This window comes from uncultured Intestinibacter sp. (assembly GCF_902468165.1).
GTDB lineage: Bacteria > Bacillota > Clostridia > Peptostreptococcales > Peptostreptococcaceae > Intestinibacter.
In genome coordinates this window covers 1-24,140 of record NZ_CABQXJ010000045.1, presented here as the reverse complement: position 1 = coordinate 24,140, position 24,140 = coordinate 1, and the positions used below count along the sequence as shown (strand labels likewise).

Here is a 24,140-nt window from a genome sequence, read left to right as displayed (position 1 = left end):
AAGTAATAGATGCTTTTAAGCAAATTTGTCCTAAAAAATTAAATTTCTCTAATGAATAGTCCCAAACATTTAAATGAAGAAAAATATTTACTATTATTCCAGTGATTAATTCAATTCCGGTAATTAATAAACAAGATATGATCATTTGTAATACTAAAGATATTTTAAATGGAAATTCATTTAGAGAAGATATTAAAACAAAGCAAAGTCCACCAACTAAAAACATTGATATATGAGAATAACCTCTATATGATATTTCAATCAAGACATATACAATTCCACCGATTAAAAATAAAACTAGATATTCACGCCAGATATTTAAATTTAACAAGTTTTCCACCACCTAATTCAAATTACTAAAAATACTTAAACTTATAGATATTAACAGTGTATATTTTTCGCATAAAGGTAAGTTTATATTCTTAGAAAAAATTTCAAAAGTAATAATTGGTATAAAGTTTTATATCAATTGAAAAATGGAAAACGATATCGAATATTCATAAGTTACATTAAAGATTGTTAAAATGATGACTATGGATAACGTCGATAAATATAATTAAAAATAAAGTTACTGTATAAAATTAAATCAAAATTAGAAAATATATAAGAAAAATTACAATAAGCATATATTTAAAGTAAAAAATAGATTTAAATTAATTAGAAAATAAAATACCAATATACAATATATGGTAATAAATGGCTTGACATCTAATAATCCAAGATAATATAATTAACCTAATGAACTAATATATGGAAAAAATGTTAAAAAAATATCATTATAAATATATTTTTAATAAAATTGGGGTATATTTTAAAAATATATTTTACAAATCAATAATAAGCTTTATGAAAATGTTTTTATGGGTGAAATGTATACAACATACATCAAAAATTTAATAAGAAATGGAGTGAAACGAAATGTCGACTTGTAAGTGCAAGAATAATCAAACTGATGATCTAAAAGAGTTAAATAAAATCTTAGAGTCATATGGTAAAAAAGAGGGGTATTTAATAACAATTTTACAAAAGGCTCAAGATGCATATGGTTACATATCAATAGACGTGATGAATAGAATCTCAGAATTTACAGGAATTAAGGTGGCTAAGATATATGGAGTTGCAACATTTTATGCTCAATTTAGATTACAACCTATAGGAAAATATTTAATTATGCTTTGTCAAGGAACTGCATGTCATGTAAATGGTTCTGAAATGATATCTCAAGTAATAAGCGAACAATTAAATATAAAAGATGGAGAAACAACAGAAGATGGTTTATTTACTTTAAATCAAGTTTCATGTTTAGGATGTTGTTCACTTGCTCCTGTTATGATGATTAAAACTGAAGATAATGATGAAACATATGGAAATTTAACAAAAGATTCAGTTATAGAAATATTAAATCAAATCAAAGAAAAAGAAGAAAAATCTGAAGGGGAAATAATAGCTTAATAATCAAAAGGAGAAGTATCGATGAGGATAGTAGTAGGTCAAGGGAGCTGCGGGATAGCAACAGGTGCAAAAAAAGTAGCTAACAGGTTTGAAGAAATATTAGAGGAAAAGAATATAGATATAAATGTAGATATTACAGGATGTATAGGGACATGCTTTTTAGAGCCGATAGTAGATATTTATGAAGATGCAAAAGATGAACCAACAAGATATGTAAAAGTTAAGCCAGAAGATGTAGTTGAAATTATTGAAAGTCATATTGAAGGTGGAAAAGCTGTAGAGTCTAAGGAGATTTCTGAGGAAAATAAAAAGCTAATGGAAAAACAAAAGAGAATAGTACTTAGAAATTGTGGATGTATAAATCCTGAAGAAATCGATGAATACATAGCAAGAGATGGATATAAAGCGACTAAAAAAGTTTTGACTAGTATGACAGATGAAGAAGTTATAGATGTGATTAAGATATCTGGGCTTCGTGGACGTGGAGGGGCAGGTTTCCCAACATGGTTTAAGTGGAATGCAGCAAGACAAAACAAAGCAGAACAAAAATACATTGTATGTAATGCTGATGAGGGAGACCCAGGAGCATTCATGGATAGGGCAGTTCTTGAGGGAGACCCACATTCACTTCTTGAAGGGATGACAATCGGTGGATATGCAATGGGCGCAAATGAAGGTGTAATTTATGTTCGTGCTGAATATCCTCTAGCAATAAAGAGATTAAAAATAGCCATAGCACAAGCAAAAGAAAGAGGGTATTTAGGAAAAAATATATTTGGAAGTGGATTTGACTTTGATATTAGAATTAAAGAAGGTGCAGGAGCATTTGTATGTGGTGAAGAAACTGCACTTATAGCATCATTAGAAGGCGAAAGAGGAATGCCAAGACTTAAACCGCCATTTCCAGCACAAAAAGGGTATTGGCAAAAACCTACTAATATAAATAATGTTGAAACTTATGCTAATGTGGCATGGATAATACTAAATGGAGGGGAAACTTTTGGCTCACTGGGAACAAAAACGAGCAACGGGACAAAAGTATTTGCACTAGCAGGTAAAATCAAAAAAGGCGGTCTTATTGAAGTACCAATGGGATTATCATTAAGAGAAGTAATATATGATATCGGTGGTGGTATCAAAGAAGACAAAGAATTTAAAGCTGTTCAAATGGGTGGACCATCAGGAGGATGTATTCCAGCTAGCTTAATAGATACGCCGGTAGATTATGAAAATATAAATAAAACAGGAGCTATAGTAGGTTCTGGTGGAATGATAGTTATGGATGAAACGACTTGCATGGTCGATATGGCTAGATATTTCTTAGATTTCACAAGAAAAGAATCTTGTGGTAAATGTAACTATTGCAGAATAGGCACAAAGAGAATGCTTGAAATATTAGAAAGAATAACAAATGGCCAAGGCAAAGATGGGGATATAGAATTATTAGAAGAATTAGCATATAAGGTTAAAGATGGTGCTATGTGTGGTTTAGGACAGACAGCTCCAAATCCAGTTATAACAACATTAAAATACTTTAGACATGAATATGAAGATCATATATACAACAAGAGATGTACTGCTAAAGCATGTAAATCATTAATAAGCTATGACATAGTTGAAGATAGTTGTAGAGGATGTGGGGCATGTAAGAGAAAATGTCCAGTATCAGCTATTAGCGGGAACAAAAAAGAAGCTCATATAATAGATAAAAATATCTGTATTAAATGTGGTAAATGTATGGAAACATGTAAATTTGATGCAATTGAAATAAATTAGAAAGGTTAGAAAGATGAATAAAATAAGATTAAATATAGATGACAGAGAAGTTTTAGGTCTTCCAGGACAGACTATTTTGGAAGTTGCAAAAGAAAATAACATATTTATTCCTACACTTTGTTATGATGAGAGAGCTGAGATATATGGTTCATGTGGAATTTGTGTAGTTGAAGTAGAAGGTAGCCCAAAATTATTTAAAGCATGTGCAACTGAAATAGCACAAAATATGATAATAAAAACTGATACAGAGAGAGTCAGAGAATCTAGAAAAACAAATTTAGAATTATTACTATCAAATCACAATGGAGATTGTAAGGCTCCTTGTTCTCTAGGATGTCCAGCAAATACTGATTGCCAAGGATATGTAGGGCTAATTGCTAATGGACTTCACAAGGCAGCTTTAAAATTAGTAAAAGATAAGATACCTCTACCAGCATCAATAGGAAGAGTCTGTCCACACCCTTGTGAATCAGACTGTAGAAGGGGATTAGTTGAAGAATCAATATCAATAAAAGAATTAAAGAGATTTGTTGGAGATAGAGATTTAAACTCAGATGATCCATATATACCAGAAATATCAAAACCAACAGGTAAGAGCGTTGCAATAATAGGTGGCGGACCTGCAGGTTTATCAGCGAGTTATTTCCTTGCACAAAAAGGGCATGATGTTACTATAATAGATGCAATGCCTAAATTAGGGGGGATGCTTCGTTATGGAATACCTGAATACAGATTGCCAAAAGAAATACTACAAAAGGAAATAGATTTAATAGCTAAAATGGGTGTTAAGATGCAAACTAACACAAAAGTTGGTGTAGATTTATCATTTGAAGCTATAAAAAATAAATATGATGCAGTACTTATGACAATTGGTGCATGGTCATCAATAGGACTAAACTGCAAAGGTTCTGACATACCTGGTGTTATGGGTGGTATAGACTTCCTTGAAAAAATCGCGAAAAGCAAAACTATAAATTTAGGTGAAAGTGTTGCTGTAGTCGGAGGTGGTAATGTTGCAATGGATGCATGCAGAACTGCTGTCAGAATGGGTGCAAAAAAAGTCTACAACATATATAGAAGAACAATAAAAGAAATGCCAGCAGATGAGATGGAAATAAGAGAAGCACAAGAAGAAGGGGTTAGATTTGAAAATTTAACTAATCCAATCGGCATAATTCCTGGTGAAGATGGCAGAGTAAGTAAAATAGAACTTCAAGTTATGAAACTTGGCGAACCTGACGAGAGAGGCAGAAGAAGACCAGTTCCTGTTGAAGGTCAAACAAAAGTTTTAGATGTAGATACAGTTATAATAGCAATAGGTCAACAAGTAGATTCTAAGTTATTTGATGGAATTGAGAAAACAAGAAAAAATTCATTAGTATATGACCCATCTACTTATATGACTGCAACTAAAGGTGTATTTGCATGTGGGGATTGTGGTAATGATAAAGTTTCTATAGCAGTAGAATCAATAGCAGATGCAAAAAAAGCGGCAGAGTCTATAGATGCATATTTATATGGTAAAGAATTAAAATATAAAAAGCCTTATGTCCATGAAAGACATGATTTGACAGAATTATCTTTTGAAGATAGAGAAAGAAAATATAGACCTAAAATTAAAGAATATGGTCCAAAAGAAAGAAAAGAGCACTTCCTTGAGATAACTGAGGGGCTTACTGAGAAACAAGCTAAAGATGAAGCTAGAAGATGTTTAGAATGTGGATGTCAAAAGTTCCACGAATGTAAATTAATAGATTATGCTAATATTTATGATGTTGAGCCAGAAAGATTAGAAGGTGAAAAAGTAGTTTTACCAATAGAAGACAGCCATCCATACATATTAAGGGATATGAATAAATGTATCTTATGTGGATTATGTGTAAGAACATGTGATGAGGTTATGGGTGTTGGAGCATTAGGTCTTGTTTCAAGAGGTTTTGATACAGAGGTTAAGCCAGCTTTAGAACAAGGTCTAGAAGAAACATCTTGTATATCTTGTGGTCAATGTGTGTCACTTTGTCCAACAGGTGCACTACAAGAAAAAACTAACTTAAAGAAAAATGTACCTCTTCAAAAAGAAACTACTGTCACTACATGTTCATATTGCTCAGTTGGATGCAAAATAGAATTAAAGACATATGGAAATCTTCTTATAAAATCAGAACCAAATAAAGAAGGTCATGTAAATGAAGGATTGATATGCGGTAGAGGGAAGTGGGCATTTGACAGTGCAATAGATGACGACAGACTTAAAAAACCATATATTAAAATAAACGGAAAATTAGAAGAATGTAAATATAGAGATGCACTTACTATAATAGCTAAAAAAGTAGAAGTTATAAGAAGTAAATTTGGCAAAGATGCAGTAGCTATATCTATATCTGATAGATATACCAATGAAGAAGCTTATGCGATTAAAAAATTAGCAGATCAATTAAATGTAAAAACACTGTGCTTTAATCATAGAAAAAGCGGACTTGAAAAAGTATTGGGAGTTAATGCATCTCCAAACAGCATGGATGAATTATTGGCAACAGATGTTATATTAGCTATAGGATTTAAACCAGAAAACAATCCTATACTTGGTATAAAATTAAAGAAAGCTGCTAAAAATGGAGCAAAATTACTATTTATAAATCCAAGTGAATATAAAATATCAAACTATGGATTTGATGCAAAAACTGTATATACAAGTAACGAAATATCAAAAATAAAAGAAATAGCAAAAGCTTTAATAGATATGGGTAAAACTTCTGATATAGAAGGCTTTGATGCATTTAAATCATCACTTGAAAATATAGAAGTATCGGATGAAATAAGAGAAATTGCACAGATATATGCAGATGCCAAAAAAGCTATGATAGTATTCCAACAAAATATGGTTAGTACAGATATAGCTAGTTTAATAGGGGAAATAGCTATTCTTTCAGGTCATATAGGCTCTCCAAGAGATGGTATATTACAAGTTAAACCTAAGTGTAACTCTCAAGGATTAATAGACCTTGGAGTAACAGATGGCAGAGAAGCATTAAACGGTGTAAAAGGTCTATTATGTTTTGGAGAAGACCCAGATGTCGATTTATCATCACTAGAATTCTTGATGGTATCGGATACTCATATGACAAAAACTGCATTAAGTGCAGATGTTGTCCTTCCTGCGACAAGTTTTGCTAGTACATTTGGTACATTTACTAATACAGAAAGAAGGCTACAGAGAGTAAGCCCAGCTATGAGAGAAAATGTAGAAGTTCCTAACTGGAAGATACCAACAATACTTTCAAAAATATATGAAAAAGATTTTGGATTTAAATGTATAGATGATATAAGATTAGAATTAAATGATGTCAATGAATTGTATAGAGAGGGAAATGTCGGCCAATTGCTAGGTGGTATATTAAAACCAAATAAACCCAAATTTGTATACATACCAGATGGATTGATGGTAACACCTTTAAAATCAACAGATAATTTAATGAATAAAATCAATGAAGAAATATTTAAAGGCTTGATATAGCAAACAAATATTGACTTTATGGAAATTATGTACAATAATAAATATGTGAGTTGATTTTTTAGGAGAATTTGAAAGCCTAGGAAAATCTTCCTTGAAACATATCAAATTTATTATTAGTTTGATGTGGTGTAAAAAAGCCCTAAAATGCAATATCTTTATATAAAATAACATTACTTAGATTTTTTATCTAAGTAATGTTATTTTTTTTCAGAAAAATACTTGACCTTGACGTTACGTAAATTTATATAATGTAACTATAATCAATAAATCAAAATTTTAAGGAGGAAAATATATGGAGTATTCTATAAAGGATTTAAGTGAAATAGCAGGTATAACTACTAGAACTTTGAGATACTATGATGAAATAGATATTTTAAAACCAGCGAAAATATCAGATTCAGGATATAGAATTTATAGTGATAATGAAGTTGATTTACTTCAACAAATACTTTTTTATAAAGAATTGGGATTAGACCTAAAAACTATAAAAGATATTTTATCATCACCATCATTTGATATATTAGAAGCCTTATATAATCATAAAGAAAATCTGCTTAAAAAAAGACAGATGATCGATTTATTGATAAATAATGTAGAAAAGACAATTAAAAGTAAAGAGAGGGGTTATAAAATGGAAAACAAAGATAAGTTTGAAGGATTTAAAAAAGAATTAATTGATAAAAATGAAGAAATATACGGAAGTGAAATAAGAAAAAAATATGGAGAAAATACAATAGATAAATCTAATGCAAAAATAATGGGTATGACTCAAGAAGACTATAATAACTTTAAACAACTAGAAAAAGAAATAATAGATACATTGAATTTAGCTATGGATGAAGGAGATTCTAAAGGAAAATTGGCTATGAAGGCATGTGAACTTCACAAAAAATGGCTTAGTTATACATGGAACTTTTACTCTAAAGAAGCACATAGAAATTTAGGTGAAATATATACTCAAGATGAAAGATTTAAAAAGTATTATGACGATAATAGAAAAGGAATGGCAGAATTTTTAAGAGATGCCTTAATTGAATTTACAAATAAATAAACTTTACAAATAAATATTACTAATCAAAAAATAGCACCCTATAACTTAGGGTGTTTTTTTAATTTCTAACCTATTAACTAAAGCAACGGAATCTCCGATTCGTTGGCGCCATGAATATAGTGAATTTTTACATTTTTTACAATTTGTGGTCTAATGTATGCAATGTATATGTTATAATATAAACTAGATTAAGTTTCAGCATTGTGTAAGGGGGCACATAATTGAATATGGAGATATCAGTATTATTAATTTCAATTTTAGTTTTAACAATTATAAATATATTTTTTGTACAGTGTAGATATTCTCTAGCTAAAATAAATAATAATAATCTACAAGAAATTGAGAATAAAAGTAATTTAGCATTAAACAGATGTAAAAAAATTAAAGCAAAAGAAAAAGAATTTTTATCAGTATGCCAATTTTCAATAATAGTTTGTATTATGAGCATAGGATTACTTCTATATAAAATATGTCAATTTATACTTATAGAATACAAAATTACAAATTATATTTTAGAAGACATTGTATTTATACTAATTTTATTAGGAGCAAGTGTGTTAGAAGCTATAATAGGCTTTTATATTCCAAGAGGGTTATCAATAAAAAATCCTAAAAAGATACTTCTTAGAAATTCGATATTTTTAACAATTATTTATGCATTTATAAGACCATTTTCAGTAATTATAGATTTTATATCATACAAAATATGTAGGATTTTTAGAGGAGATGACCTAGGTATTTTACAAGAACATTCATCTAAGCAAGATAGTTTTTCAGTAATTACAAAAGATAACGAAAATTATAAATACGGTATATATAAAAAAGGATTTGTGGATAATATATTTAGTTTTGAGGAAAAACAAATAAGAGAAGTTTTAGTTCCGAGAACAGATATGATATGCATAAATTTAGATGATGATGAGGACTATATATTTAATTTAATAAGAGAAGAAGGATACACTAGATATCCTGTTTGTGGAAAAGATAAAGATGATTTATTAGGTTTTATACATATTAGAGATTTGTATAATCAAAAATTAATTGAAAACAAAATTGATTTAACTAAAATATTGAGAAAAATAACTTATGTATCTGAAAGTGAGCTGACAAGTAGAGTACTAGAAAAGCTTAGAAAAGATAGAGTTCAAATGGCTGTTGTAGTAGATGAATATGGTGGAACATCTGGTATTATAACGGTAGAAGATATACTAGAAGAAATTGTCGGTGAAATACAAGATGAATTTGATGAAAATGAAGAACTAGATATTGATAAATTAGATGATGGATCTTATATTGTACAGGGAACAGCTACTATTACTGAGATTAATAAAGAATTAGGAATAGAAATCGAAAAAAATGGATTTGACAGTATTGGCGGTTGGATGTTTTTTATGCTAGGAATGGATATCAAGGTCGACCAAAGTGTAAATTTTTCGGGATATAAATTTAAAGTATTAGAGTTAGATAAATTTAGAGTTGTTAGTGTAAAAATAGATAAAATTGATAAAACTAATAAAAATGATACAGAAAATAGTGAACGAAATTAAAATAAAATAAAATTTTTAATAAAATTATAAAAAACTATAATTAAATTATTTAGGGGTATCGTTTTCTTGAGGGTGTATAAAATAAAATAACCATATATAAAATATAAGATAGGATATGTACAATAAAAAAATTAAAAGAATAAACTGAAAATACTCAATATTACAAAATTAAAAAAAAACATTGCACAAAAAATAAAATATTATATAATGATATTGAAAATGTTTTTTGAATAGGAAAACCTTTATATAAAAAATATTTTATATGGAACTTAAAATAAAAATTAATTTAAGAGGGTATTATTTGAGAATTATATAAGAATGATTTATAAGGGCTTATATAATAAATATTTAAAGATAACAGTAAGTGGGGAAAAGCTTATTATGTTATTATAGTCAAATATTTTAGAGAAAGACGGTGCAAGAAATGTTAAAAGTAAATCTTGAAGATGTAAAAAAAGCAGAAAAAGTATTAGAATCTATAGTTAAGGAAACACCATTACAAGAAAGCAAAGAACTTAGTGTTAAGCTTAATGCAAACGTTTATTATAAATGTGAAAATCTACAAAAAACGGGTTCATTCAAAATAAGAGGGGCTTGCAATAAAATAGCAAATTTAACAGATGAAGAAAAAGCTAAAGGCGTAATAGCTTCTAGTGCAGGAAATCACGCTCAAGGTGTTGCATTAGGTGCAAAAATGACTGGAATAAAATCTACTATAGTTATGCCAGAAACAGCTCCACTTGCAAAAGTAACAGCAACTAAATCATATGGTGCAGAAGTTGTATTAAATGGATTAGTTTATGATGATGCATATGCAAAAGCTGTTGAAATACAAAAAGAAACAGGAGCTACTTTCCTTCATCCATTCGATGATGAATATGTAATAGCAGGACAAGGAACAATAGGCCTTGAAATATTTAAACAATTAGATGGAAATGTTGATACAATATTATGTCCAATTGGTGGAGGTGGAATAATATCTGGTGTAGCTGTAGCTGCAAAAGGATTAAACCCAAATGTAAAAATAATAGGTGTTCAAACAGATAATATACCATCAATGAAAGTATCAAAAGAAAATGGAAAAGTAACTACTGCATTTAATGGAGCTACTATAGCTGATGGTATAGCAGTAAAAACTCCAGGAAGTTTAACTTTCGATATAATAAATGAACTAGTAGATGAAATAATAACAGTATCAGAAGAAGAAATAGCACAAGGAATATTATTCTTAATGGAACATCAAAAAGTTGTTGCAGAAGGAGCAGGAGCAGTAACTACAGCAGCTTTATTATCAGGAAAATATCAACCAAAACAAGATGAAAACGTAGTATGCGTAATATCTGGGGGAAATGTAGACGTAAATACTTTATATAGAGTAATAGGAGTAGGACTTGCATCACAAGGTAGACGTTATTCATTTAGCGCTACTATGACTGATAAACCAGGAGGATTCTTAGAATTAATAAGTATAATAAGCAAATCTAATGCTAATATACTTAGTGCTAACCAAACAAGATTATCTTCAGGTGGAGTAATCGGTAAGCAAGTTGCAGAATTTATACTTGAAACATTTGACCATGAACATATAGCAAAATTAAAAGCTGAGATGAATGCAGCTGGATTTGAAATACAAGATTTATAAAAAGCATTAACTATAAATAAAAAGCAGTTATAAAATATTTTATGACTGCTTTTTATTGTGAAAAAATCATTTTTGTAAGTAGAAAAAATATATATATTTAAGAACATTTAAAATAAAGATTTGTTTATTTATTAAGATTTATTTATTCATAAAAAATACATTTTAATTAGACAATAATTCTATATATTTCATATAGTAATATATCTTTAAAAAAGGAGGCTATATTATGTGTGGTATTGTAGGATGGTCTAACCTCAAAAATAATATAAGAGATTACTCTGATATAATGGATGAAATGATTGATACACTAAAGTTAAGAGGTCCAGATTCGGCTGGATTAAAGACTTATAACCATGCACTTATGGGTCATAGAAGACTTATAATAGTAGACCCAACAGGTGGGATGCAACCAATGACAAAAATAATTAATAATAAAGAATATACTATTTGTTATAATGGAGAACTTTATAATACAGAAGAAGTTAGAGCGGATTTAATTTCTAAAGGATACAAATTTGATTCATATAGTGATACGGAAGTTTTATTGACATCTTATATAGAATATGGGCAAAAATGTGCAGATTATCTTAATGGAATTTTTGCATTTGGAATATGGGATGAATACAATCAAGAATTATTTTTATGTAGAGATCAATTAGGAATAAAGCCACTTTTTTATTCCTATATAGATGGAAATTTGATATTTGCTTCAGAAATAAAGGCGTTATTAAAACACCCATATATTGATTCTATAGTAGATAGGGATGGACTGATTGAGCTTATATCTTTGGGACCGGCGCGTACATTAAATGGAGCAATATTTAAAGATATAAAAGAAATTCCACCAGCACATTATTTACTATTTAATAAAAGAGGTATTAACTTAAATGAATATTGGAAATTAGAGACTATGGAGCATGAAGATGATATAGATACAACCAAGAAAAAAGTAAGAGATATGCTAGTTGAAATCATTGAAAATCAATTAGTAAGCGATGTTCCTGTCTGTACTTTTTTATCAGGTGGACTTGACTCAAGCGTGATTTCATCAGTTGCCTTTGATAAATTTAAAAAAGATGGATTAGGGGTATTAAACACATTTTCTATTGATTATAAAGATAATGAAAAATATTTCAAAAAGAATTTATATGAGCCAAATTCTGACCCTGAATATGTAAAAAGAATGGTAGAATTTTTGGGTAGTAATCATCACAATATAGTATTAAATAATATCGACTTAGCACGTGCTTTAGATGATGCAACTAAAGCAGCTGATTTGCCAGGAATGGCTGATGTAGATTCATCACTGTATTTATTTGCAAAAGAAGTAAGGAAATATGCGACCGTAGCTTTATCAGGAGAATGTGCAGATGAAGTTTTTGGAGGGTATCCTTGGTTTACAAGAGAATACGACTCTATAGAGATATTTCCTTGGGCAAATTCAATAGAATATAGAAAAAACATTTTAAAACCAAGTCTAAAAGACCTACCTATTGAAGAATATGTAAAACAAACTTGTAGAGACAGCATAAATAAAATAGATAAATTACCAAAAGAAAGTCATGATGATAGAATTATTAGAGAACTTACTTATCTCAATATAAAATATCAAATGTTAACTTTAATAAACAGAAAAGATAGAATGACAATGTCTAATTCATTAGAAGGAAGAGTACCATATGCAGATAAAAGATTAGTACAATATGCTTTTAATTTTCCAAAAGATATAAAATTACTACATGGAAGAGAAAAGGGATTGCTTCGTGAAGCTGTACGAGGTATAGTTCCAGATGAGATTATAGATAGAAAGAAAAGTCCATATCCAAAGACACATAATCCAGAATATACAAGAGAAGTAAGTAATATGCTTAAAAAAATATTAGAAGACAGATCGTCTCCAATACATCAAATTATTGATTATGATTTTGTATCAAATATAGTTGATACTGGGGGCGAATCTTTCAAAGAACCTTGGTACGGTCAATTAATGACAGGTCCTCAAGTTATAGCATATTTAATCCAATTAAATAACTGGATGAAGTTTTATAATGTAAAATTAGATATATAAAATACAAAATGAAGTAGGATATATTAAAAATATTTTTATATATCCTACTTTTATAATTTCTAACTTATTATTTAAAGCAACGGCAGAAGTCGACTGCTCATGAACGCAGTAAATTTTATATATTAAATTAATTATAATTCATAGAGCTCATAAAATGGTCTAATTTGAATTTTGGATATATTGGTTTAGCTTTTAATACTTTGCTTTCAACTTTGAAATATTCATATTGTTCAGAGCCTTCCACACAGTATTTATTTATTGATAAATCAAACATATCTTCTTTAGTTCCAAAATTCATGTAATCTAAATATTTTTCTTTTATATCAGGATTTTTAACAACTAAATCTCTAAATTTTCTTTCTACTATTTGTAACTCGCTTATCAAGTCTTTAGTTTGTTCTTCTATTGAAGTATTAATATAATCAGTATCTCTAGAGCTGTTAGTTAAATCACTCATAATTTTATATTGAATAGTTTTTATTTTTCTATTTAATACTCTAGATAAAAAGAATAAAGCCCCTAATTCTTTTTCAATTTCATCAGTAAGTTCAAAATAATACACTTTATTATCTGATTTTTTCTTTTCAACACACTCTAACTTTCCTTTTCTTATTATCCCTTTGCTTTTTAAAACTTTTAAGTAAAATAATAATTGCCATTTACTTGCATTTATATCTGAATCTGATTTTTTTATTTCTGTAAGATATTCCTTTGTGATCTTGTCTACTTTGATATTCTCAATTGATATTTCTGAATTGTCACTATCTGATGATTTTTGCTCATGAATTGCTTTTCCAATTTTAACAAGCTCGCTATTATCTTCTAAATTCAATCGATTTGCAAATAAGTAACATTGTCGTTTGCAGTGAAAATAATAGTTTATTATCGTTCCGTTAATTTTCATAATCTCACTCCCCTTTGGGTTGTTATTGAATTTTTCTTATTAATTTTATTATATATTATTTTTGTGTTTAAATATATTTTATATTGTTATTAAATTGTAATTTTTTTGTATTTTTATTATTTTTTGATGTTCCTTCTGTATTTAAATACATCTCATGTTAATGTTAAATTTAGTTACTTGTAGTATTAAAGTACCTAATTTTGCATTTAAATACATCTCATGTTAATGTTAAATTGCCTTTCTTGATCCTCAGTATGAAGTGCCTCCATATTTAAATACATCTCATGTTAATGTTAAATCTCTGCTAGTAATATTACAAGTGGTTCTATATCATCATTTAAATACATCTCATGTTAATGTTAAATGGTGGCTTTGAATTTGCAAACTGGAGACAAATATATAATTTAAATACATCTCATGTTAATGTTAAATAAGGGTGTGTTTGAGTTACTAAGTAAGTTAACTTAGATTTAAATACATCTCATGTTAATGTTAAATAAAAGTTGATGTAAAAATAATAGATGATTTCAGCTTATTTAAATACATCTCATGTTAATGTTAAATTGAATGCTATGGAGTAACAAAAGATAGTATAACTTCATTTAAATACATCTCATGTTAATGTTAAATGCAAATGTCAATAGGTTTAAATTTAACAGAGGCAGATTTAAATACATCTCATGTTAATGTTAAATTAATCAATTGCAAGCACAATTAGGGCTTACAAACGAATTTAAATACATCTCATGTTAATGTTAAATGAATTGAGATTAAATGCTACTCAGTTAAAAGGAAATTCATTTAAATACATCTCATGTTAATGTTAAATATTTTTTTCATTTGCAGTTTTTATTATATTTTGTAAATTTAAATACATCTCATGTTAATGTTAAATCCATCCTATCCAGTCATAAATCCATTGACTGTCATCATTTAAATACATCTCATGTTAATGTTAAATTAGAAAAGCCTTCACATCGCACTTCTTACGGCTTGGTATTTAAATACATCTCATGTTAATGTTAAATTCATTATCAACTTTTTGTGCTATAGATTTTGCTAATATTTAAATACATCTCATGTTAATGTTAAATTAGCGAAAAGGGGATAGGGAATATGGCAAAGACGATATTTAAATACATCTCATGTTAATGTTAAATACAACTAAAAAAAGATTTGGCATACATAGAAAGATAATTTAAATACATCTCATGTTAATGTTAAATGATTCATCTTTTACTTCTTGTGTATTAGTAATTAGCAAATTTAAATACATCTCATGTTAATGTTAAATCCATAGTTTTCATGGCACCCACAGTTCCCATTATTGCATTTAAATACATCTCATGTTAATGTTAAATACTTACATAGATACAAAAACTTGAAACTTTTTATACAATTTAAATACATCTCATGTTAATGTTAAATTCGGTTGCAAATCGTACACTTAATCTATATAAACGTATTTAAATACATCTCATGTTAATGTTAAATTTCTTTCTTTACTTCTTTTATATCAATCTTTTTAGCTATTTAAATACATCTCATGTTAATGTTAAATTAAAGCTTATTATGGACGTTCACTGGCAAAACCAAAATTTAAATACATCTCATGTTAATGTTAAATCTCTGTAGTAGGCATATTTACAAGTGGATGGAGTGTGCATTTAAATACATCTCATGTTAATGTTAAATCTGCTATAGAACAGGGTGAGATGGGCATAGGAGTTGCATTTAAATACATCTCATGTTAATGTTAAATTATCGTCAGTCTGAAATCTATCAATATAGGGGCTTAATTTAAATACATCTCATGTTAATGTTAAATTGCATGGGCAGAAAAAATTCCAATGCACAAAGCCCTATTTAAATACATCTCATGTTAATGTTAAATATATACTCAAACTCTAAGTAAAGAATTAGAATATACATTTAAATACATCTCATGTTAATGTTAAATCCGAATTCAATATAGAATACAGTTCCGTAAAAGTCTATTTAAATACATCTCATGTTAATGTTAAATAAAATCCAGCCTGTCTAAAATGTACAGAATATTCATATTTAAATACATCTCATGTTAATGTTAAATAATCTTAATTGTGGTTTTAAACCAACTCTTTCAGCCATTTAAATACATCTCATGTTAATGTTAAATTCCAAGTGTACCTAAATTTTCAGTTAGTTACTATGCATTTAAATACATCTCATGTTAATGTTAAATAAAACATGTAAGAAAAAATAACCCCAATAGAGAGATATTTAAATACATCTCATGTTAATGTTAAATTAGATTAGGCCAAGATAGTGGAATAAGATTTACATAATTTAAATACATCTCATGTTAATGTTAAATAGAGTATTTACCTACTGCTGCCATAGCTTCAGTTAAATTTAAATACATCTCATGTTAATGTTAAATTAAGAATTAGTGATATAAACGCCTCAGAGGTAACTTCATTTAAATACATCTCATGTTAATGTTAAATACCACTAATATACCCATTTCTTATTTATATAATATCACATAAACATTGAAATACCAACAATCATACAAAACTTTTCCAACCGAAATACATAAGCAGATATTTTTATAAACAAATCGCCAAACCCCTTTATTTAACTCTGTTACAGCCATATCATATGCAAAATACGGTTGGAAAAATCTTTAGATAAATTCACCTATATTATTCATAAACTTATCTTTATTTAGTTTACCATCTTTAAAATACTCTTCTCCATCATATATGCAGTATATATCACCGATCATATCGTTGTAGCATGGTATTTGGCTGCATACAATTTGGTATGTAAAGTAGTTCATATAACTTCTAATTTCAGATAGTTTTACTTGCTTTTTGGCATAGTTCATTTTATTATCACAAAGCAGTTTTTTATAATTATCCCAGACTTCTTTTCCGTCTATAGTAGTGCCATCTTCTAAAGTTATTTTTGTGCAAAGATAAATTGTAGTAGACCAGTTGTCGTCGTCTACAAGTTTCATTCTTTTTTCTATTTCAAATGATTTTAAATCTCCAACTTTACTAAAGAAATCATCTATATTATTTTCGTTTAATTCATTATTTCTTTCTTTTATAAGTTCCATCACAGTTTTATAGTAATCGCTGTAATTTTTATCAATCAATATATTTCTATTTTCTTCGTTTAAAAGAGTTAACGCTGTGTTTGCTCTATAATCATTTGCATATACATCTTTGATGCTGTCTAATTTAAAAAAGTATACTATTCCATCTCTCTTTCCTGATCTGTTTATCCTTCCCATAAATTGTTCCTCATTATCCATAGTCGACACATCTTTATATCCTATGTCCATATCGATATCAACACCCGCCTCGATAACTTGTGTAGATACTAATATTATCCCATTTTGTTCTGCTTTTTCGCTATTTACAACATTTAAAATTCTCTTTCTCTCAGCAATACTATCATCTCCTGTCAATAGCTCAATCAAACAACCTCCTTCTTCTGAAGGAAATTCTTCTTTTAATCTATTATAAAATTCATATGCCGATTTTTTAGTGATAAACTCTATTAAAATTTTCTTTTTTAATTTCATTTTTTTAATAACATGTTCAAATAATACATCTTTATTAAATTCACAATTTAAAAGCTCATAACTCACCTTCACCCTATCTTTAAACTTTGGATTTAGAAAATATTTTTCTCTATTTTTAATTAAACTCGTTGTTTTTATATCCCCGTCTAATAAAAAGTTTAAATTTGGAAGTGTTGCCGACATTATTATAAATTTTATGTTTAGTATATCTGCAAATGTTTTGAAAAAGGTGATTATCTCGGTCCAAATTGTGATTTTATAAGATTGTATTTCATCTAATACAACTACGCTATTTGCTAATTGGTAAAATCCAGAGCATGACTCCCTTCTGCTCCCAAACATAATGTCGAATAAACTTACATTAGTCGTCAATACCATTGGATAATTTAAAAACAGTTTATCAAGCCAAAACTTTTGATAATCGCTATCTGTATATTCAAATTCTTCATTTGTACATTCGTTATTTTTGTTTGTAGGACTATATGTTTTAATCGGCTTTATTGAGTTTATTACTGCAAATTTTTCATATACTGCTTTATTATTTCCAAATGTATTTTTTAGACTGTCTAACGTCTGCTCTATTAATGTATTAAATGGGTATATATAAAATATTTTGTTTAAGTTTTTGTTTATTTCGATAAGTTTATAACTTAAATTTATTGATGAATTTGTCTTTCCGCTTCCGGTTGGTGCTTCGAAGTAGTATATATTTTCATTCTTATTTTCTACTAGGCTGTTTTCACTTTCTATAAAAATTTCAGTCCTAAATTCATTAATATCTTTTTCATCATTTTTGCATACTTTATCAAGTTTATTTTCATCACGATTTATATCTTTTTCTAAATTTTTAGTTTTCCTATACTCATCTATCTTTTTATTTATATCAGTATTTTTAAAAATATAATAAAACTCGTTTATATCTTGTATTTCACCGACTGAATCACTCTTAACACTACTTATGTATTCGCTAGTTGCCAAATAGTCACAACTCACCAAAACAGAATACACCAACCTATAATATGTAAAAATACATATTGATTTTTCTTTAGTAGCATTTTCTAACAATTCTCTTATATCTTTTTTCAATCTATTTAAAGTCTTTTCTCCCAATATAAATTTATCTTTCTTAAATAAATCTATATTTTTATCTTTTAATAATTTTTCCAAATTAAAAATGCTATCTTTTGCACTACAAGATAAATTATTTATTTCATTTACATAAGTTTCAAAATCACCCAAATCACTGTGGTGTCTAGATATTATAAAAGAATTTAAAACTATAAAAAATCGTAAAACTTTCTTTTCTTCAAGCTGTAAATCTCTAAATTCTTCTTTTAGTTTTTTGCAATAATAATGAATATACACAGTAGATGATATTTTTGAATGTTTTGAACCTATGGCATATCTGTACTCGTCGTTTGTATAATCATCTTTTATTATCTTGTTTTGCATTTTTAAATCTTGAAATAGGGGGTTTAGCTTTCCTATATCGTGCAGGATTATCGTATTTAATAACATCTCCCTAAAAAGTTTTCTAGAGTTTTTGCTACAGTTTTCAAAGAATTTGTTTTCTATATTTAAAAAGATTTTGTCTAACTTTTTAGCTTGAAAAATAAGATCAAAATAATACTTAACCCTATCTATATGTTCAGACAAAAGCTCTTTTTTCTTGTTTTTATTGTTGTCATCTATATGGGCATAGAATGTATAATTTTCATTTAGAAATTCGCCTATTTTAAGCGTTTTACAGTTTTTTAAGTACATATTAACCTCCAAAAAAATCTATAAAGGAGGTATATCCCTCCTTTATATTTAATAAAATACTATATTTTTATTTTCAATCTTAAAAATATCTATATCCTCAGTTTTTTTCAAGTTCATATTTGTAAAAATAAACTTCTGCATTATATATAAATTTGTTTGGCTTTCAAGTGCTATCGGTAGCCTTTCCTGATATTTAAATTTTGGGACATATGTATAGTCATAATCTTCGTCGTACTCATCAGATTCGTCATCTTCGTCATAATTATTAATTACAAACATATTTTCTTTAAAAAGACAGTCTATATTTGAACAGTTTTTTAAAATTTCTATATCACTTTCTTTAAAAAGCTTTATATTTTCCATATTAGCAATATGGTCGTTTTTGCCTAAATACGGTATATAGATAGTTTTTCTATTTAGTATAGAGTTTGCTAAAGACTCGCTCACCTCATCACAAACTTGAAAATATATATCCCAAGATGGATACTCAAGCCACTGCTCTTTTATAATAAGATTTCCGCCTTGCTCTTTTGATGCATAGCCGACGCTGTTGTTAAATACTTGTACCTTTTTTTCAAAATAGCCTTCATTATTAGGTGAAATAGATATTTTTATATCTTTTAACTTGTCATAAAACTCTGGATATATAATACCCTCTTCTTTTTTATTTTTCTTATTTTTTATATTTTGGTTGTGAAATTTCATTTTATTATATCCATCATAACCCAAAATTGCCCCAAATAAACCTAAAAGAGCTACTTTGTGGATATTGCCATAGCTATAATATAAAATAGAATTGACATCGGGCTTTTTGAAAAATGCATTCCTTCCCGAAAGTGTAAACTTCAAAATCTTCATATTTTACACCTCTTTTTGCGTAAATATATTGTATATTTTAGCTCCTTTTATATCACTTTCCAATTTTGTAGTATCTGGATTTATATAGATTTCTACTGCTTTGATTTTATCACTCAAAGAATTTATAAGCTCTGAACAAGTTATTCTTATTATGTTTTTGTCTTGTGATTTTTCAAACTGTATATATTGTGATAAATCTGGTAGATATAAATCTCTTTCAGTTTCTACAAATAGACCAAATTCATTTTCACATCCCATTTTTGAATTAGTTGAATAAGAAGTAGCTGCTTTTAGAGAAGTATCTTTAAATTTTTTATAGTCATCTTCTGTATATCCTTCTGTCAATTCAAGCTCTTGATAGTTTTTGTAAGCTGATGGATTTATTGCAAATGGGTAGAAATAATGTGCCTCATTGCTCACTATTTTTGTGCCAAGTGTAGAACTTTTTGATTCTGTTTGGTCTTGGTTGTTTGATTTTTTAGGGTCTCTAAATGGAGATAAAATCTGTTGTTCTTCTGGAGTTGTATCTTTGTCTTTATTAAACCCTTGACCAAGTTGGACAGCTCCTGTTATTGATACATTATTTCCCTCTTCTGCAAATGTAGCCCCAAAGTTTTTAACATCGATACATTTAAATAAATTGCTTATTACAAGTGATGCATCTTTACATTTTTTTAAATCTTCTATTTTAAATAAATACTCGTATCTTTCTTTTAAAGATCTTGGGACTAATTGAACATTATTTTTATTATCTTTACTTATCTTCATTGATTTTATATAAAGGACTTTTTCACCCTCATCTTCCCACATCTTCTTCATAGGGTATTTAAAAGCCTTATCACTTCCAAATGTACTTCCGTCTGAAGTTGTCTTTGGATACCCTGTAAAATCTGCATTCCAATTTGCCATTATAGATTTTATCCCCAATACTCCATATACTCTTTTATCCATCTAAGCATCCCCCTTTTTTTCATCTTTTTCATATACTAAATTATTACTTAAAAATCCCGCAAGCAATATATCTTGGTCTATTTTGCTTTCTGGACGATATCCTAATACCATTGAATATAATTTTTTAAATTTATTGTTTAGACTCATTGAATAATTATAGTTTTTATATAGTCTCATAAGAGTAGTTTTTATAACTTCGTCGTTTTTTGCATTTAAAAATGGATTTATAAGTGATTGATTTTTGTTACTTGATTTGCTAAGTGTAAGTAAATAATAAGCAGTTTGTCCAACTGCAAAAAAATATTCCATATCATTTTCTATTGTATCAAGTTTTTCATTTTGTTCAGATTTATAATTTATCTTTTCTTTTAAATTAACTTTAACACTATTTAAAAAATCTGCCATTTTATTCTCCCCTTTAAAATATTCTATAAAAGACCATCTCAAGTTAAACTGATGTATAGCTGATATATTAAATCCTTTTACAACTGAATCTTTTAAAATTTCTAAAGTTGCTTTATTTAATACAGCTTCAATATCGTTAAAATATCCTTTATAAAGCCAGTTAAATATAGAATTTCTACACATCAATAAATTTCTTTTTTTGACATTATCATTGAATTTTATCTCATTTGCATCGGTGAAATAATTTCCTTTTAAAAACTTAGAAAAATACACTTCATGTAAAAGTTCCTGAATATCTTTCTTGTCGTAGTATTTAGAGTAATATTCTACATTCTCTCCTTTTGAAAAATTCAAATCTATGTCTATATAAGATTTATAATAAAAAGCTTTTTTAAGATTATATTTATAATTAGAAATAATGTCATAATCTATAATTTCAAGATTTTTCCCCTTTTGGATTCTAAGATAGATTCCTGTGAAATCATGTTTTTCTAGCATTTTTCCATTTTCTAGCTGATTTATAGTATTTCTTGTTTTAGACTTTTGTTCGTCGTTATCTATATATATATTGTATTTTTTTCTAGCTGCACATCCTGAAAGATAATCAAAAAACTTCTTTTGTAAAAATACTTCTTCATTATCTATCAAGTATGGTATTTTTGTCTTTCTTGTTTTGTTGTCTAGATAAGGCTTTTTACCATTTAGCCCTAAATTATCATTTGGAAATCCAAACAACTTATTATCTATTATTTCGTTGTATTCATTTTTATTATATATATTGGGTATAAGGTATCTTTTACTTTCCTTTTTATAAAGCTCTATCGTCTTATCTTCATCTTTAAACCTAAAAAATATCTTTAAATAATCTTTGTTTGTATTTATATTTAATTTAAAAATATTGCCTTTTATCCAGCTTCTTATACTTTCCAAAAGCTCTTCATCTACTTTGCCTATTTCGTCTTCAGTCATTTTATAGACATCTCTTGATTTTTTATTACTTTGATATTTTTTCATAGGTTCTTTTAAAATATTATAAAAATCATCTATAATCTTATCACTTAACTTGTTTTTTATATTTTCCTTTTTAATAAAAAAACTAAGGTAGTTGTTGCTGTGAATTGTCTTTGTCGTATCCATAGGTTTATTCATATCAACTAGCTTGCTGTAATAGTCGTACATCTTTGCTTTATTATAGTCTATATCTCCAGTTTCTAAAGCTTTATCACTATTTTTATCAAGCTTTATATCAAAAGGTTCTCTCATTTTAAACCCATCATTACAAATATCTACTATTATATAAGTCCCATCAGCTGGTATATGATAATCTGTAATTAATTTGTCGCCTTCTTGTTTTAGTATTTGTTCAAAAATATCTAAACAATCCTTTAACATTCAAACACCCCCTATTTATAGGAATTTATAGTTTACAAATCCGCAGCCTCTCGAATTCATCTCCATAATTCCCGCACCAAGCGCCATATATGCCAGTTTTTGTGCCCTTTTATCATCACTTATATAAAGGTTTATCTTGTCACCTAATAGCTTTATATCTTTATATTTTACTGAAATAGGCTTTTTGTTTTTTACATCAATTTTGTTGAAAAGATCAAAATTCTCTTTCATCTTTTCCCCTGTGATTTTGTTGTATTTTTTTATAAGGTTTTCCTTTATCCTTCTTTCATAATCATCAATCGACATAATATCTCGCCAATATCCGTTTTCATTTTTAATTATAGCTGGTGTTAGAGAATAAATTTTTTCAATAGGTCTTTGAGATATGATTTTGATTTCGCTAGATAATGCCTTGATAGAATGTGTCTCTATATTTAAAAGCGAATTTGAGAAAAACTCTCCCAAATCTAAATTAACCGTTCTTATGGTAAGCGTATATATCTTTCCTTTTTTATAAATTTTATCTGCCTCAACTGGATATGGAAAATCAAAACAATAAAATTTATACTCGTTTTTTTTGTGCATTTCTAGCAATTCTTTTCTTTTTGAAAAGCTATAATCGATTAGAGAGCATACCTTTGACTGTATATCACTTGCATTTGTATCTTCTTTTAGTAAAATTTTTACCCTTATTTGTATAACTTTCATGTTATGTCCCCCAGATTTATTATTTTTTATATTTTTATTATATATGACTTTTACATATTTTCACAATATTTTTGTATTTATATTTCAATAATTGTTGCATTAAGTGATTTTTGTTAATTAGGAGATGTATTTTGGTTTACTTTTATTTTTTGAGATGAAGTATGTGTTTTATTTTTATTGAATTGAAAATATATATTTTAAAAATTGTTAAATGGAGTTAGATACATCATATGTTACTGTTAAACTATGATAACTGCATTATTTCAGATCGTCTATTTCATTTAAATACATCATATGTTACTGTTAAACTCAGAAAAATATCACATTTGCTATATCTGAAACTGGATTTAAATACATCATATGTTACTGTTAAACTGGGGACGAGTGGAGAATGTTGGCAACTATACACGAATTTAAATACATCATATGTTACTGTTAAACGTAACTGCATCTTGATAATCAGTATCTTTTATTGTGATTTAAATACATCATATGTTACTGTTAAACTAATAATTTATAGTGTATTATATA

The 24,140-nt window shown here is 27.7% G+C and carries 14 protein-coding genes and 2 CRISPR repeat arrays; of the genes, 7 read left to right on the top strand and 7 right to left on the bottom strand.

The features are described from left to right. A partial coding sequence (locus tag RDX53_RS09070) for a hypothetical protein (RefSeq protein ID WP_307994026.1) occupies positions 1–331 on the bottom strand: 331 nt, incomplete at its 3' end. 587 nt (positions 332–918) lie between these two features. Here RDX53_RS09070 and nuoE point away from each other — a divergent pair. The 7 genes from nuoE to asnB all read left to right on the top strand — a co-directional run bounded on the left by nuoE (position 919) and on the right by asnB (position 13,050). Continuing rightward, positions 919–1,452, top strand: coding sequence for an NADH-quinone oxidoreductase subunit NuoE (gene nuoE, locus RDX53_RS09065; RefSeq protein WP_295675362.1), 534 nt, complete (start codon positions 919–921; stop codon positions 1,450–1,452). Between the two features lie 21 nt (positions 1,453–1,473). Next, the gene (locus RDX53_RS09060; protein WP_307994025.1) at positions 1,474–3,228 is read left to right on the top strand and encodes an NADH-quinone oxidoreductase subunit NuoF; all 1,755 of its coding nucleotides are present in this window, start codon (positions 1,474–1,476) and stop codon (positions 3,226–3,228) included. A 13-nt stretch (positions 3,229–3,241) separates the two neighbouring features. Then, on the top strand, positions 3,242–6,742 hold the full coding sequence (locus tag RDX53_RS09055) for an FAD-dependent oxidoreductase (protein ID WP_307994024.1): 3,501 nt from the start codon (positions 3,242–3,244) through the stop codon (positions 6,740–6,742). A gap of 292 nt (positions 6,743–7,034) precedes the next feature. After that, the gene (locus tag RDX53_RS09050) at positions 7,035–7,793 is read left to right on the top strand and encodes a MerR family transcriptional regulator (protein ID WP_307994023.1); all 759 of its coding nucleotides are present in this window, start codon (positions 7,035–7,037) and stop codon (positions 7,791–7,793) included. A 227-nt stretch (positions 7,794–8,020) separates the two neighbouring features. Continuing rightward, entirely contained in the window at positions 8,021–9,340 is a 1,320-nt protein-coding gene (locus RDX53_RS09045) for a hemolysin family protein (protein WP_307994027.1), read from the top strand. A 424-nt stretch (positions 9,341–9,764) separates the two neighbouring features. Then, positions 9,765–10,982 carry a threonine ammonia-lyase gene (ilvA, locus tag RDX53_RS09040; protein ID WP_307994022.1) on the top strand — a complete coding sequence of 406 codons (1,218 nt, stop codon included), beginning with the start codon at positions 9,765–9,767 and terminating at the stop codon, positions 10,980–10,982. Between the two features lie 226 nt (positions 10,983–11,208). Beyond that, positions 11,209–13,050 (top strand): asparagine synthase (glutamine-hydrolyzing), encoded by a 1,842-nt coding sequence (asnB, locus tag RDX53_RS09035; RefSeq protein ID WP_307994021.1) that lies wholly within the window; start codon positions 11,209–11,211, stop codon positions 13,048–13,050. 127 nt (positions 13,051–13,177) lie between these two features. Here the strand turns inward: asnB and RDX53_RS14065 are convergent, their stop codons facing one another. The 6 genes from RDX53_RS14065 to cas6 all read right to left on the bottom strand — a co-directional run bounded on the left by RDX53_RS14065 (position 13,178) and on the right by cas6 (position 23,609). Continuing rightward, complete coding sequence (locus RDX53_RS14065) at positions 13,178–13,954, bottom strand: CRISPR-associated protein Cas4 (protein WP_331607101.1); 777 nt, start codon at positions 13,952–13,954, stop codon at positions 13,178–13,180. Positions 13,955–14,019: 65 nt separating this feature from the next. After that, positions 14,020–16,443: direct repeats of the CRISPR family, unit length 30 nt; unit sequence ATTTAAATACATCTCATGTTAATGTTAAAT. Positions 16,444–16,622: 179 nt separating this feature from the next. After that, a complete protein-coding gene (cas3, locus tag RDX53_RS09025) occupies positions 16,623–19,295 on the bottom strand; it encodes a CRISPR-associated helicase Cas3' (protein ID WP_307994020.1) in 2,673 nt (890 codons plus the stop codon). Positions 19,296–19,343: 48 nt separating this feature from the next. Next, on the bottom strand, positions 19,344–20,153 hold the full coding sequence (cas5b, locus tag RDX53_RS09020) for a type I-B CRISPR-associated protein Cas5b (protein WP_307994019.1): 810 nt from the start codon (positions 20,151–20,153) through the stop codon (positions 19,344–19,346). Positions 20,154–20,156: 3 nt separating this feature from the next. Then, positions 20,157–21,104: a type I CRISPR-associated protein Cas7 gene (locus RDX53_RS09015; protein ID WP_307994018.1), complete on the bottom strand. Its 948-nt coding sequence runs from the start codon at positions 21,102–21,104 to the stop codon at positions 20,157–20,159. Beyond that, entirely contained in the window at positions 21,105–22,901 is a 1,797-nt protein-coding gene (locus RDX53_RS09010) for a type I-B CRISPR-associated protein Cas8b/Csh1 (protein ID WP_307994017.1), read from the bottom strand. Between the two features lie 15 nt (positions 22,902–22,916). After that, positions 22,917–23,609, bottom strand: coding sequence for a CRISPR-associated endoribonuclease Cas6 (gene cas6, locus RDX53_RS09005; protein WP_307994016.1), 693 nt, complete (start codon positions 23,607–23,609; stop codon positions 22,917–22,919). 215 nt (positions 23,610–23,824) lie between these two features. Further along, a CRISPR array of direct repeats spans positions 23,825–24,117; the repeat unit is 31 nt; unit sequence ATTTAAATACATCATATGTTACTGTTAAACT. Between the last annotated feature and the right edge of the window lie 23 nt (positions 24,118–24,140).

Coding starts and splice junctions, on each gene's coding strand:
- nuoE (WP_295675362.1), top strand. CDS start 919: ATGTCGACTTGTAAGTGCAAGAATAATCAAACTGATGATCTAAAAGAG.
- RDX53_RS09060 (WP_307994025.1), top strand. CDS start 1,474: ATGAGGATAGTAGTAGGTCAAGGGAGCTGCGGGATAGCAACAGGTGCA.
- RDX53_RS09055 (WP_307994024.1), top strand. CDS start 3,242: ATGAATAAAATAAGATTAAATATAGATGACAGAGAAGTTTTAGGTCTT.
- RDX53_RS09050 (WP_307994023.1), top strand. CDS start 7,035: ATGGAGTATTCTATAAAGGATTTAAGTGAAATAGCAGGTATAACTACT.
- RDX53_RS09045 (WP_307994027.1), top strand. CDS start 8,021: ATGGAGATATCAGTATTATTAATTTCAATTTTAGTTTTAACAATTATA.
- ilvA (WP_307994022.1), top strand. CDS start 9,765: ATGTTAAAAGTAAATCTTGAAGATGTAAAAAAAGCAGAAAAAGTATTA.
- asnB (WP_307994021.1), top strand. CDS start 11,209: ATGTGTGGTATTGTAGGATGGTCTAACCTCAAAAATAATATAAGAGAT.
- RDX53_RS14065 (WP_331607101.1), bottom strand. CDS start 13,954: ATGAAAATTAACGGAACGATAATAAACTATTATTTTCACTGCAAACGA.
- cas3 (WP_307994020.1), bottom strand. CDS start 19,295: ATGTACTTAAAAAACTGTAAAACGCTTAAAATAGGCGAATTTCTAAAT.
- cas5b (WP_307994019.1), bottom strand. CDS start 20,153: ATGAAGATTTTGAAGTTTACACTTTCGGGAAGGAATGCATTTTTCAAA.
- RDX53_RS09015 (WP_307994018.1), bottom strand. CDS start 21,104: ATGGATAAAAGAGTATATGGAGTATTGGGGATAAAATCTATAATGGCA.
- RDX53_RS09010 (WP_307994017.1), bottom strand. CDS start 22,901: ATGTTAAAGGATTGTTTAGATATTTTTGAACAAATACTAAAACAAGAA.
- cas6 (WP_307994016.1), bottom strand. CDS start 23,609: ATGAAAGTTATACAAATAAGGGTAAAAATTTTACTAAAAGAAGATACA.